Here is a 13,807-nt window from a genome sequence, read left to right as displayed (position 1 = left end):
GTATCCCTTCAGACTGTGGAAGAAGAGCGAGCGGCCGGGCGAGCGGCGACGATGAGCCGGTTGTCGCGCACCTGGCGAATCAAATACCAGTGCGCATGCTCGCTCTCGCCGGGCTGAAGCTCGACATCCCACTGTGCACCGCGATAGTTGATGCGTGCCCGGCCGTTATCCCAATGTTCGACGCGCACCGTCTGACCAATGTCTAGCAGCACATCGGCGTCCCGCGTGGCGTCCCGCACGTCGCGGCGCTGCCGACGACCATAGCGGGAACGCCGCAGCGCCGTCACGGCGGCCAGCGCGACCAGGGCGGCCAGCGCAAGCTGCGCAGCCACCGGCATGCCGAGTCCATGCGCGACACCGCCCGCCGCGCAACCCAGCGCAATCATCAATAGATAGAACGTGCCGGTCGTCAGCTCGACCACCAACAACGCACCGGTCGCGATCCACCAGATAAGTCCCGAACCCGCCATCGCGATCCCCTGAATAAAAAAACACCCCGGTGCCGTCACCGAGGTGTCTTATAGCACGAAGCTGGCTCGCGCTGCGAGCCGATCGCGCGTCAGCGCGCGGTTTCTGGCGGCCGGCGTATCGTCCGGCCCGCCGGCAGACGCGGCGTCATGCCGCCTTCGCGTCGTCCGTCTGCGCGAGCGCCTGCCACGTCTCAATCACCGTATCCGGATTCAACGAGATCGAAGCAATACCTTCCTTCGTCAGCCACGCAGCAAAATCCGGATGGTCCGACGGGCCCTGGCCGCAAATGCCGACATACTTGCCCAACCGCAGGCAGGTTTCGATCGCGCGCGACAGCATGAAGCGCACGGCCGGATCGCGCTCGTCGAAATCATGGGCGAGCAATTCCATGCCCGAGTCCCGGTCCAAGCCGAGCGTCAGCTGCGTCAAGTCGTTCGAGCCAATCGAGAAGCCGTCGAAATACGCGAGGAACTGCTCGGCCAGGATCGCATTGGACGGCACCTCGCACATCATGATCAGCCGCAGGCCGTTGTCGCCGCGCTTGAGCCCGAATTGGGCGAGCAGCTCGACTACCCGCTGGGCCTGTCCCAGCGTGCGCACGAACGGCACCATGATTTCGACGTTGGTCAGGCCCATTTCGTCGCGCACGCGCTTGAGCGCACGGCACTCCATTTCGAACGCGGCCGCGAAATCGTCGGCGATGTAGCGCGACGCGCCCCGAAAGCCGAGCATCGGGTTTTCCTCGTCCGGCTCATAGCGCGAACCGCCGATCAGCTTCTTGTACTCGTTCGACTTGAAGTCCGACAGCCGCACGATCACCGGCTTCGGATAGAACGCCGCGGCAATCGTCGCCACGCCCTCGGTCAGCTTGTCAACATAGAACGCACGCGGCGACGCATGACCGCGCGCTACGCTCTCAACGGCTTTCTTCAAATCCTGGGCGACATTCGGATATTCGAGGATCGCCTTCGGATGCACGCCGATATTGTTGTTGATGATGAATTCGAGCCGCGCCAGCCCGACGCCGGCGTTCGGCAACTGCGCGAAGTCAAACGCGAGTTGCGGGTTGCCCACGTTCATCATGATCTTGACCGGGATCTTCGGCAACTCGCCGCGCTGCACCTCGGTCACCTCTGTCTCAAGCAGGCCGTCGTAGATCTTGCCCTCGTCGCCTTCCGCGCACGATACCGTCACCAGTGCACCGTCCTTCAGCACATCAGTCGCGTCACCGCAGCCGACCACGGCCGGCACGCCGAGTTCGCGTGCGATGATTGCCGCGTGGCAGGTACGCCCCCCCCGGTTCGTGACGATCGCCGACGCGCGTTTCATCACCGGCTCCCAGTTCGGATCGGTCATGTCCGCCACCAGCACGTCACCCGGCTGCACGCGCTCCATCTCGGAAGGATCATGGATCACGCGCACCGGACCGGCGCCAATCTTCTGACCGATCGCCCGGCCGGTCGCGAGCACCTGCGACTGGCCCTTCAGCTTGAAGCGCTGCTCGATCTTGCCGGCCGCCTGGCTCTTCACCGTCTCAGGGCGCGCCTGCAGGATGAACAACGTGCCATCGCGACCGTCCTTGCCCCACTCGATGTCCATCGGACGCTGGTAATGGTTCTCGATAATCACCGCGTACTTGGCGAGCTGGATCACATCCTCGTCGGTGATCGAATAGCGGTTGCGCTGCTCCGCCGACACGTCAACCGTCTTCACGCGGCCCGGCTCGCCCGGCTGCGTGAACTCCATCTTGATCAGCTTGGAGCCGATCGAGCGACGGATGATCGGATACCGTCCCTGCGCGAGCGTCGTCTTGAATACGTAGAACTCGTCCGGGTTCACCGCGCCCTGCACCACGGTCTCGCCCAGTCCGTAGCTAGCGGTGATGAACACAGCGTCGCGAAAGCCCGATTCGGTGTCCAGCGTGAACATCACGCCGGCCGCGCCGACGTCCGAGCGCACCATTCGCTGCACGCCGGCGGACAACGCCACCTCGGCGTGTGTGAAACCCTTGTGTACGCGATACGAAATCGCGCGGTCGTTATACAGCGACGCAAACACGTGCTTGATGCGATCCAGCACGTCGTCGATGCCCACGACGTTCAGATACGACTCCTGCTGGCCGGCAAACGACGCATCAGGCAAGTCCTCGGCCGTGGCCGACGAGCGCACCGCGAACGATAGTTCCTGGGGCGAGGACGCCTGCAGCTTGTCGAACTGCTCGCGGATCTCCGCATCCAGGCGCGGTTGCAGCGGCGCGTCGACGATCCACTGGCGGATTTCCTTGCCGGCCTCGGCCAGCGCCTTCACGTCGTCGACATCGAGCGTCTCAAGGCGCTTGGCGATCCGTTCGGTCAAGTCATTGTAAGCAAGGAATTCGCGGAACGCGTGCGCAGTCGTCGCGAAACCGGTCGGTACGCGAACGCCTGCCGCAGCCAGTTGGCTGATCATCTCGCCCAGCGATGCATTTTTTCCGCCGACCGAGTCGACATCTGTCATTCGTAGCGCTTCGAACGGTAAGACGTATGCTCCGTTATGTGCGGTGTTAGACATGAAAGCCCCTAAGTGGTAAAAAATTTCCGGCATGCGCGAATGGGCCCCGTGCGCGCAGCTCCACTGGAAGTCGCCACGCACCTCGCGCAACCTGTTTGACAAGCCATCGCGAGTGCCGCGAGGATCGCTTCGTCCTGTGCCGGGGGGACCCTGCGCCCACCGCGCGACACCTCGTCCATCCGCCGGCGGTCTGCAAGGCCTTATGGAACAAAGCTTGCCGCCGGTTTCGCGGACACCGCCTGCAATTGCTTGTCAAACAGGTTGCCGCTATTCTACCGTGCTACTCTGCAAAAAACCCCAGAATCCCCGCTCAGGCCCTTTGACCAACGGAAATCCGGGCCTGCCGCGCGGCGCTCTACTTGACAAGCATCATGCCTGCACCGACTGTATTCATCGTCTCCGATGGCACCGGCATCACCGCGGAAACCTTCGCGCACTCGATCCTGTCCCAGTTCGACCAAAAATTCCGCCTTGTGCGCGTGCCATTCATTGACTCGTCGGAGAAGGCTTACGCAACGGTCCAGAAAATCAATGAGGCGGCCACGCTGGACGGCCGCCGCCCGGTCGTCTTTACGACGCTCGTCGATAGCCATTCAAACGAGATCGTCAAACGCTCGAACGCGCTGGTCATGGATATGTTCCAGACTTTCATCGAGCCGCTAGAACAGGAATTGCAAACGCAATCAACCCACGCGATCGGCCGTGGCCACCAAGCCGCCGATACCGAGGAGTACAAGAACCGGATCGAGGCGATCAATTTCTCGCTTGCGCATGACGATGGCCAGAGCAACCGCAACCTGCAGGATGCGGATGTGATTCTGGTCGGCGTGTCGCGCAGCGGCAAAACGCCCACCAGCCTCTATCTAGCGATGCAGTACGGTGTGAAGGCGGCCAATTACCCGTTGATCCCGGAAGACTTCGAGCGCGGCAAGCTGCCGACACCGTTGTATGCCCATCGCAACAAGATCTTCGGGTTGTCGATCGATCCGCAGCGACTCGCCGAGATCCGCAACGAACGCCGCCCAGGCAGCAAGTATGCTGCGCCGGAGAACTGCCGCTACGAGGTCAATGAAGCCGAGGCGCTGATGCGTCGCGAAGGCATTAAATGGCTGTCGTCGACGCACAAATCAATCGAGGAAATCGCGACGACGATCCTGCAGGAAATCAAGCTCGAGCGGCAATCGTACTGAGCGCGCGCTGCTACGCGACGCGCCGTTGCCGGCATTGCTCGAAAAAGCACACGGCAGCAGCGGCGGCGACATTCAACGACTCCATGCCGCCGGGCTGAGGAATGGTCACACGCCGGTTCACCGCGGCGCGCCACTCGGCCGACACACCGGCGCCCTCGTTGCCGAACACCCACGCAAGCGGCCCGCTCAGGTCGACATCGTACAGTGGCTGTGCGCCATGCGAATCGGTGACAAACACCGGCACCGCGAGCCGTGCCAGCAAGTCAGCGGCCCCCACCTGCTCGTGCACGCACAGCAGGAATTGCGCGCCCATGCCAGCGCGTAATACCTTGGGCGACCACGCGTGCGCTGTGCCAGGCGAGCAAAACACATCGCCGATCCCGGCCGCAGCGGCGCTGCGCAGGATCGAGCCGACATTGCCGGCGTCCTGCACGCCGTCAAGCACCACGCAAGTCGCCTCGACGCGTTCAGGCAGCGGCCGTGGCCGCACGTCTACCACGAATGCAATGCCAATCCCGTTCACGAGCGTCGACAACTGCGAGAATAGCGCGTCGCTAAACAGCACGACCCGCGATGGATCGAGCCGCGCGACGATCTGCGCGGTCTGCACCTGCGCCAACGCCGCCTCGGTCAGCACGCAATGCGCCGGCTGGCCGAGCGCATCGAGATAAGCTTCTGCCAAGTGCAGGCCCTCGAGCAGTGCCTGACCGCGCTTTTTTTGTTGTGCAGGGACGGTCAGCGCCTTTAGGTGCTTGAACAGCGGATTGTCCCGCGATGTGATGGTTTTCATCGGTTCAGCCGGCGGGCAGCGTCGCACAGCTCAGCATGGCGGCGCGTCGTCAGCCAAACGACTGTCGTCGCGCCGCCCATTGTCCCACGCGGCTGGCTGCGCGCTCGTATCCGCTGCAGCGTCGCTGGCGCTGGCGCGCACCGGTGGCACGTCCACCACGCTCGCAGGCATCGCACCCAACCCGAGGCTCAGATAGGCGTTGCGCACCGGCGCAAACGAGCGCCGGTGGTGCACACACGGCCCATGGGTACGCAGCGCAGCTAGGTGCCGCGGCGTGCCATAGCCCACATGCGCGTCAAATCCATAATGTGGAAACTCGTCATGCAACGCATGCATCATCCGGTCCCGCGTGACCTTCGCCAGAATCGACGCGGCAGAGATCGACGGCACCAGTGCATCGCCACCAATCACCGCCTCAGATCGCACTGACAGCACCGGGCAGCGGTTGCCATCGACCTTGACCAGCGCAGGCGTGAGCGCAAGGCCCTGCACCGCACGCTGCATCGCCAGCATCGTCGCGTGCAGGATATTGAGCGTATCGATTTCGTCGACGCTTGCCGACGCGACGCAATAGGCCAGTGAGCGTTCAATAATTCGGTCGAACAGCTTTTCGCGCGTCGCCGGACTCAGCGCCTTGGAGTCATCGAGCCCGCGAATGCGAGGTGCGGCGGGATTGAGAATCACCGCAGCGGCCACCACCGGACCCGCCAACGGCCCGCGCCCCGCTTCATCGACGCCGCAAACGAGGTCGGCCGGATCGTCGAAGTCCAGCCCGCGCTGCGCAACAGCAGGCGCGCCACCGCAGCCAGGCGCACGCATACGGCGTCCGGTCATCGAGGCCTCCTGCCCGACAGGCCCGAGTCGATGACGTCAACGACCACTTCCGCGGCACGCTCGGCGGTGTTGCAGCGCAATCGTTCGTGCATCTCGGTGAACAGTTCAACCAGCGTGCGACGGTTCGCCTCATCGTTCAGTTGCAGCAGCGTCGCATCGGCAAGCGCCTCCGGCGTCGCGAAATGCTGCAGGATCTCGGGCACAACGAACCGGCCGGCCAGGATGTTCGGCAAACCGACGTACGGCAGATAGCCTTGCCGCTGCATAATCTGCCCGGTCAACCATGGCACCTTGTAAGAGATCACCATCGGCTTTTTCAGCAATGCGGCTTCCAGCGTCACGGTGCCGCTCTTGACCAGCACCGCGTCGGCCGCCGTCATCGCCAACTGGGCGTTGCCTTCAGTCAGCGTCAGCGGCAATGTCGGGTAGTGGTCCGCGAGCGGCTGCAGCAGCGCGCGGATGGACGCGTTCGGCGCGGGCACGATAAAGCGCAACGATGGCTCGCGCTTGTGCATCAGGTCCATCGTCGCAAAAAACGTCGGGCCGATCAACTCGATCTCGGAACGGCGGCTGCCCGGCAGCACCGCGACGACAGGTCCCTCGTGGGGCAAGCCACTCGCGCGCCGCGCGCTCAGGCGGTCCGGCTGCAGCGGAATCGCGTCAGCCAGCGGATGACCGACATACGTGGACGCCACGCCGGCCTTGTCCAAAATCGCCGTTTCAAACGGAAACACGCACAGCATGTGGTCGACCGCCTTGACGATTTTCTTGATGCGCCCGCCCCGCCACGCCCAGATTGACGGGCAAACAAAGTGGATCGTCGGAATACCCGCATGCCGTAGCGCCTCCTCAAGCGAGAAGTTGAAATCCGGCGCATCGACGCCGATGAACGCGCTTGGCGGCTCGGCCAACAGCTGCCGCTTCAATTCACCGCGGATGCGCAGGATTTCCGGGATATGGCGCAGTGCCTCGACATACCCGCGCACCGACAACTTGTCCATCGGCCAGTGCGCGTCGAATCCGTGCGCGGCCATCCGCGGGCCACCAATCCCATAGTATTGGGTGCCTGCCGGAAGACGCGCGGCGAGCCCGTCGAGCAACGACGCCGCCAACAGGTCGCCGGACGGCTCACCCGCCACCATCGCGAGCTTGACAGGACTCGAATGTAACGTCATCGTCGATGCATCAGCGAATGATGCCGCGCTTGGCGGTCTCGATAAAGCGCAGGAACGTCGTGACCGGCTCATCGCCGTCGCCGCCCTGCCCCGCCAACTCACGCAACTGCACTTTCGCCTCGTCTAACGATAAGCCGTTTTTATAAAGGGTGCGGTACGCGGCCCGCAACGCAGAAATCGCATCGGCGGTGAAGCCGCGACGGCGCAGCCCCTCGATGTTGATGCCGTGCGGCTGGGCCTTTTCACCCGCCGCAATTACATAGGGCGGCAGGTCTTGCACTAACGCCGATGCACCACCGAGAAACGCGTGTTCGCCGATGCGCACGAACTGATGCACACCGGACATGCCGCCAAGGATCGCCCAATCACCGACGTCGACGTGCCCGGCAATTTGCGCATTGCTCGAAAATACCGTATGGTTGCCCACCCGACAGTCGTGAGCAATATGCACGTACGCCATGATCCAGTTATCGTCGCCGATACGGGTGACGCCGTTGTCCTGCGCGGTACCGGTGTGAATTGTCGTGAATTCGCGAATCGTGTTGCGATCGCCTATCTCGAGCCGCGTCGGCTCGCCGGCGTACTTCATGTCCTGCGGCGCACCGCCGAGCGCCGCAAAATGGCCGATCCGGTTGTCTTCGCCGATTGTCGTATGGCCTTCGATGACCGTGTGTGAACCGACCATCGTGCGCGCACCGATGCGCACGTGTGCGCCGATAACCGCGTACGGGCCGATCTGGACGGCGTCGTCCAGGCTCGCACCCGCTTCGATGATCGCGGTGGGATGGATACAAGTCATACCTTCGCCCTTGCTTCGTTTTGCGTTACGAGAACGCCAGCACTCAGGCGGCGGATTCCGTCTGCTTGACCGTGCACATCAGATCAGCCTCGGCCGCCAACGTCCCTTCGACCTCGGCGCGCGCCTTGAATTTCCAGATACCCCGCATGTACCGTTCGAACGACACGTTCAGTATCAGCTGGTCGCCTGGCTCCACGACACGCTTGAAGCGCGCGCCATCGATGCCGACGAAGTAATACAGCGTATTGTCCGAATCGTGCGGCTCCTCGGCAAACGTGAGCAGCGCCGCTGCCTGCGCCAGCGCCTCGAGGATCAGCACGCCGGGCATCACCGGCCGCGTCGGAAAATGACCGGTGAAATACGGTTCGTTGACCGTCACGTTCTTCAGTGCCTTAATGCGCTTGTGCGGTTCGAGTTCCAGCACACGGTCAACGAGCAGGATCGGATAGCGATGCGGCAGCAGCGTGAGAATCTTGTGGATGTCCAGGTTTATTGCTTCAGTGCTCATGGTGTTTCGGCGCGACTAAGTCGCGCATTGCGTGCAGTGTGTTACGGCTACTCGCCGGCGTCGCCGCGCGGCGCATGGCCCGCGTCAAGCGCGGCTTCGAGCGTCTTGATCCGCTCGCGCAGCTTGTCGATGTTGCGCAGCAGCGCCGCGCTCCTGTTCCAATCGCCGTGGGGCACGGCGGGAAACGCGCTCGTATAGATGCCCGGCTTGAGTAGCGATTTGGACACCCCGGATTTCGCGGTCACGATCACACGATCGGCGAGCGTGACGTGGCCGGCAATGCCGACCGCGCCGCCGATCATACAGTGCTGACCGATCGTCGTGCTGCCAGCGATACCTGCGCAACCGGCGATTACCGTGTAGGCGCCGATCCGGCAGTTGTGCCCGATCTGCACCAAGTTGTCAATTTTCACGCCCTGTTCGATGACCGTATCGGCCATCGCGCCGCGATCAATGGTCGTGTTCGCGCCGATTTCCACGTCCGGGCCGACCGTCACCGCGCCGACCTGCGGTATCTTCACCCATTCGCCGGTCTGCTCGTCACCTTCGCCGACGAAGTCCGGCGCAAAGCCGAAGCCGTCCGCGCCGATCACCGCACCTGAATGCACGATCACGCGCTCGCCGAGCTGACAGCCATGGTACACGGTCACGTTCGGATACAGACGCGAATCGTCGCCGATCACCGCACCATGGCCGACAAAAGCATGCGCGTCGATGCGCACGCGCTCGCCGATTACCGCGCCTGCCTCGATCGTCACATGGGGGCCGATTGTCGCGCTGGCCGCCACCTTCGCAGCGGGGTCCACCACCGCGCCGGGATGAATGCCGGCCGGCGCGGCCGGCAGCGCCGCCGCTGCAAACTGTTGTGCAACGCGCGCAAAATAAGCGTATGGGTTCGGTGTCACGACGAAGGCTGGCCCAGGCGCGGCGCCGGTCACGTCATGCTCGGCTTGCAGCTTGTCCAGGTCCGGCTGGCTGATCAATACCGCCGCCGCACGCGTCGAGCCGGCCTGCGACAAATACTTCGGATTGGCAATGAAGGCAAGCTGGCCGGGGCCCGCGCTGTCCAGCGGCGCGAGACCCGCGATCATGCGGCCCGCGTCGCCCACGACTGTGCCGCCGTAGCGTTGCGTCAACTGGGTTAGCGTCATCGACATGCGCGACGATACCCCGGTCAATTCGACGTGCCGTTGGCGAGCGCCTTCAGCACCTGGTCTGTGATGTTGATGCGCGGACTCACGTAGACCGCCTCCTGCACCACCAGATCATAGCGCTGCTGCTCGGCGATCTGCCGGATCGCCTTGTTGGCCCGGTCCAGCACGCCAGCCAGCTCCTCGTTGCGACGCTGGTTCAGGTCCTCGCGAAACTCGCGCTGCTTGCGTTGGAAGTCCGTATCGAGCTGGGCGAGGTCGCGTTGCCGCTGCTGCCGCTCGGACGGGGACATCGACGCACCATTCTTATCCAGGTTGTCGGACATCGCCTTGAGCTTTTGCGCCATCTCCTGCAGGCCGCGGTCTCGCTTGGAGAACTCCTGCTCAAGCTTAGACTGCGCGGACTTGGCCGGCGCCGACTCGCGCAGGATGCGGTCCGAATCGACCGCCGCGATGCGTGCCTCTTGCGCGTAGGCGGCCACTGCGGCGCCACCGGCGGACATCGCAAGCACGCCCATTGCGATATAGCGGGAAAATCGTCTGGTCAGCAAAGTCACCTCTTAAGCCGATGGATGTTTGTCAGAATGCAGTACCGATCTGGAACTGGAATTTCTGGTATTGATCGCCGTCATGCTTAGCCAGCGGGAAGCCCAAGCTCAGCTTCAATGGACCAATCGGCGAGATCCACGCCAAGCCCAAGCCGTAGCCATAGCGCAAGCCGTTCGCGCCGATACTGTTGCCTTCGGTCCCCCATACGTTACCGCCGTCGAGGAACGTGAACACGCGCAAGGTTCGATCATAGCCCGTCCCGGGCAGCGGGAACGTCAACTCGACGTTGCCCACGATCATTTTCGAGCCGCCAATCGGATCGTTTGTCGCCTTGTCGCGCGGACCCAGCGAACTCGGCTCGTAGCCACGTACTGACCCGATACCGCCGGCAAAGTAGTTCTTGAAGATCGGGTACGGCTTGCCGCCGAGCCCGTTGCCATAGCCGCCTTGCAGGTTCAGGCCCAGCACGAAGCCGCGGGCAAACGAATAATAGTATTGCGCCTGCAGATCGGCCTTATAGTACTGCGCCTTGCCAATCGGCGTGCCGTATTCGGCGTTCGCCTGTGTGTAGTAGCCGCGGCTGGGCACCAGCGCGCTGTCGCGCGCGTCGCGCGACCAACCGATGGTGACGGGCACGTTGTTCGACACGCGACCGAACTGGTTCACGTAATCGATGTAGCTCCGCGGCGTCGCCGAGTCGATGTCTAGACGGTTCTGCTCGACACCGGCACCGAAATACACGGTGTCGGCTTCCGAGAACGGAATGCCGAACTTCAGGTCGCCGCCCGCGGTGATGATCCGGAAGCTCGAATTGGTCGAGTAATACAGCGGCTGGTACGTGCGATAGTAGACGTCGGTGATCCGCTTGATGCCGTCGATCGTGAAGTACGGATCGACCTGCGTGACGGCCAGCGTGCGGTACGTACGAGCGGTGTTGACGTTCACCGACAGGCTCGTGCCGGAGCCGAACACGTTGTCCTGCGACACGCCGGCCGATAGCACGACCTTGTCGGTTGACGAGAAGCCTGCGCCAAGCGTGATCGCGCCGGTTGGCTTCTCGGTCACCTTCACGTCGACATCGACCTGGTCGTTCGTGCCCTCCACCGGCGCCGTCGTCACGTCCACATCAGTGAAGTAGCCCAGCCGGTTGACCCGATCCTTCGACAGCGCAAGTCGGTGGCTATCGAACCACGAACTCTCGAATTGCCGCATCTCGCGGCGGATCACTTCGTCGCGCGTCTTATTGTTGCCCGTGATGTTCACGCGGCGCACGTAAACGCGCCGGCTCGGATCGACCTGCAGAATCAGGTTGACGGTATGGTGCTCCTGATCGATGTCGGGCTGCGCGTTCACACTGGCGAACGCGTAGCCATACTCACCGAGCTTGTCGACGATTGCCTTGGTGGACGCCTGCAGCTTTTCTGCGGAGAATCGCTCGCCCGGCTTCAACTGCACAAGCTTCGCGAGTTCGGCCTCCTTGTCGAGCAAGTTGCCAGCGAGCTTGATGCTCGATACCTTGTACGGCTCGCCCTCATGCAGCGTGACCGTCAGATACATATCTTTTTTGTCCGGCGAGATCGATACCTGCGTCGAGTCGATATTGAACTCGAGATAACCGCGGTTCAGGTAGTACGAGCGGATGTTCTCCAGGTCACCGGTCAACTTTTCTTTCGAATACAAGTCGGCCTTCGTGTACCACGAAAACCAGTTCGGTGTGGACAACTGCATCTCGTCACGCAATGTGCTGGTCGAGAACGCCTTGTTGCCGATGAAATTGATCTGGCGGATCTTCGCGCTTGGCCCCTCGACAACCGAGAGCAGGATCGACACACGATTGCGGTCGATCGGCGTGACCGTCGTCTTCACCTCCGCTGCGTAGTAGCCGCGCGTCAGGTATTGCCGTTTCAGTTCCTGCTCGGCTTTGTCAACCAGCGCCTTGTCGTAGTAGCGCCCATTGGACAGGCCGACCGCGCGCAGCGCCTTAGTCAGGTTTTCCTTGTCAAACTCGTGGATGCCGGCGAAGTCGACCGAGCCGATGGCCGGACGCTCCTGCACGTTGACCACCACGACGTCGTTTTGCGCCAAAACCTTGACGTCACTGAAGAAGCCGGTCGCATACAATGCACGGATGGCTTCCGAACCCTTGTCGTCGGTGAACGTATCGCCTTGCTTGACCGGCAAGTAGGCAAACACGGTGCCCGGCTCTACCCGCTGCAGTCCTTCGAGGCGGATGTCCTTGACGACAAACGGCACCGTAGCATGCGCAACTATCCCGTATGCCGCGAACAACGCAGCTGCAACCGTCTTAGGAACAAAGCGGTGATGTTTGAACAACTTGCTTCCCCAATGTTTTTGCTGTTGCAATGCATACCGCGCCACCCGCGCGTACATGGCATCGACTTAGAAATGAATCAGACGTGACAAGTCGTTAAACAGCGCGATCGCAGACAATGCAACGATGCACACGAGACCTGCCCTTTGTAAAATGAGTTGCCAGCGCTCCGAAACAGCCTTGCCCGTCACGGCTTCAACCGAATAATATAACAGATGCCCCCCGTCCAATACCGGAATTGGCAACAGATTCAGCACGCCGAGGCTGATGCTGACCAGTGCCAGAAACGACGCAAACGAGGCCGCGCCCAGTTGCGCGCTCTTGCTCGCGTAATCAGCGATCGTGACCGGTCCGGATAAGTTCTTCAGCGAAGCTTGGCCACTAAGCATTCGCCAGAACATGCGCACTGAATAGGTCGAGATATCCCACGTGCGCCGTGCCCCCAGCTGCAGGCTTTCCGTTAAGCCGTATTCCACGTCCACGGTCTGCACCTGCGTGGCCATCGCCGCACCGATGCGGCCGACCGTATTGCCGCCCGCCGCATCGAGCCGTTCGTCGGGCACAATGTCGATGTCGCGGCGCGCGCCGTCGCGCTCGACCGTGATCGTCAAATGCTTGAGCGCGTGGGCCTGGATCGTCGCAATGAACGCATGGGCGCCCTGCACAGCTTTACCGTCGAGCGCGACGACCACATCGCCCGTAGCCAGCCCCGCGCGCTGCGCCGCACTGCCCGGCTCCACACTAGCCACCCGCAATTTACCGCCCGGCTCGAAGCCTAGGCGCTCGATAACATCCTCGTCCTGCTCCGGGCGCGCTGCCCGCGATAAATCGACTGAGTAATCGAGCGTATCGTTACCCACCTTGGCCAATAGCACGATGTTGCGCTGGTCGAACTGCGCATCGAGCAGCTTCCAGCGTAAATCGCTCCAGGAGCGCACCGGCTCGGTGGTCCCGTCCGGCGCCCGCACCGCCACCACAGTCTCGCCGCCAACGAAGCCGGCGCGTTGCGCGACCGAACCGGCAGTGGGTGCCGCCAGCATGGCCACCGGCTCATCGACGCCACCCGCGTAGACGCCCGCCAGCAGTACGATAGCCAGCAGGAAATTGGCGAGCGGTCCGCCGGCGACGATGGCAAAGCGCCAGCCGACGGGCTTGCGGTTGAATGCGTGTGGCAGATCCTGCGCAGCGATGGGCGTATCGGTATCGCGCTCGTCGAGCATCTTCACATAGCCACCGAGCGGCAGCGCACAAAGCGTCCACTCGGTGCCGGTGACCGGGCTGGTCCGGCGCAGCAGCGGCCGGCCGAAGCCGACGGAAAAGCGCAACACTTTGACGCCGGCGGCGCGCGCGATCAGGTAATGGCCAAATTCATGTACGACGACCAGAATGCCGATCGCCACCATGAACGAAACCAGTTGAATCAGCAAACTCATGCAATCCTCGCTGCAATATGCCACA

At 62.6% G+C, this 13,807-nt stretch carries 12 protein-coding genes; 1 reads left to right on the top strand and 11 read right to left on the bottom strand.

Translation table 11 applies throughout. The features are described 5' to 3' along the window. Positions 1–8: 8 nt before the first annotated feature. A complete protein-coding gene (locus KQH55_RS05755; RefSeq protein ID WP_076784916.1) occupies positions 9–470 on the bottom strand; it encodes an NfeD family protein in 462 nt (153 codons plus the stop codon). A gap of 145 nt (positions 471–615) precedes the next feature. Next, entirely contained in the window at positions 616–3,021 is a 2,406-nt protein-coding gene (gene ppsA / locus KQH55_RS05750; RefSeq protein ID WP_076795047.1) for a phosphoenolpyruvate synthase, read from the bottom strand. Between the two features lie 371 nt (positions 3,022–3,392). Between ppsA and KQH55_RS05745 the strand changes: the two genes are divergently transcribed. Next, entirely contained in the window at positions 3,393–4,211 is an 819-nt protein-coding gene (locus KQH55_RS05745) for a pyruvate, water dikinase regulatory protein (protein WP_076784918.1), read from the top strand. 10 nt (positions 4,212–4,221) lie between these two features. On the opposite strand, the gene KQH55_RS05740 is transcribed toward KQH55_RS05745, so the two are convergent. The 9 genes from KQH55_RS05740 to rseP form a co-directional block, all read right to left on the bottom strand. Next, positions 4,222–5,001, bottom strand: a complete 780-nt coding sequence (locus KQH55_RS05740; protein WP_076795044.1) for an RNA methyltransferase — start codon at positions 4,999–5,001, stop codon at positions 4,222–4,224. A 30-nt stretch (positions 5,002–5,031) separates the two neighbouring features. After that, entirely contained in the window at positions 5,032–5,835 is an 804-nt protein-coding gene (gene rnhB / locus KQH55_RS05735) for a ribonuclease HII (RefSeq protein ID WP_235090363.1), read from the bottom strand. Beyond that, positions 5,832–7,010, bottom strand: coding sequence for a lipid-A-disaccharide synthase (gene lpxB / locus KQH55_RS05730; RefSeq protein WP_076784920.1), 1,179 nt, complete (start codon positions 7,008–7,010; stop codon positions 5,832–5,834). Before lpxB ends, rnhB begins: the two co-directional genes overlap by 4 nt. 10 nt (positions 7,011–7,020) lie before the next feature. Further along, a complete protein-coding gene (lpxA, locus tag KQH55_RS05725) occupies positions 7,021–7,809 on the bottom strand; it encodes an acyl-ACP--UDP-N-acetylglucosamine O-acyltransferase (RefSeq protein WP_076784921.1) in 789 nt (262 codons plus the stop codon). 43 nt (positions 7,810–7,852) lie between these two features. After that, positions 7,853–8,317, bottom strand: coding sequence for a 3-hydroxyacyl-ACP dehydratase FabZ (gene fabZ, locus KQH55_RS05720; protein WP_076784922.1), 465 nt, complete (start codon positions 8,315–8,317; stop codon positions 7,853–7,855). Positions 8,318–8,364: 47 nt separating this feature from the next. Further along, positions 8,365–9,474, bottom strand: a complete 1,110-nt coding sequence (gene lpxD, locus KQH55_RS05715; protein WP_235090362.1) for a UDP-3-O-(3-hydroxymyristoyl)glucosamine N-acyltransferase — start codon at positions 9,472–9,474, stop codon at positions 8,365–8,367. 17 nt (positions 9,475–9,491) lie between these two features. Next, complete coding sequence (locus tag KQH55_RS05710) at positions 9,492–10,019, bottom strand: OmpH family outer membrane protein (RefSeq protein WP_170872388.1); 528 nt, start codon at positions 10,017–10,019, stop codon at positions 9,492–9,494. Between the two features lie 28 nt (positions 10,020–10,047). Further along, positions 10,048–12,351 carry an outer membrane protein assembly factor BamA gene (gene bamA, locus KQH55_RS05705; protein ID WP_076787142.1) on the bottom strand — a complete coding sequence of 768 codons (2,304 nt, stop codon included), beginning with the start codon at positions 12,349–12,351 and terminating at the stop codon, positions 10,048–10,050. Between the two features lie 66 nt (positions 12,352–12,417). Continuing rightward, on the bottom strand, positions 12,418–13,782 hold the full coding sequence (rseP, locus tag KQH55_RS05700) for an RIP metalloprotease RseP (RefSeq protein WP_235090361.1): 1,365 nt from the start codon (positions 13,780–13,782) through the stop codon (positions 12,418–12,420). Positions 13,783–13,807: the final 25 nt, after the last annotated feature.

Origin of the sequence: Mycetohabitans sp. B3 (assembly GCF_021498065.1) — a bacterium.
GTDB lineage: Bacteria > Pseudomonadota > Gammaproteobacteria > Burkholderiales > Burkholderiaceae > Mycetohabitans.
This window is presented reverse-complemented; position numbering and strand designations above follow the sequence as displayed.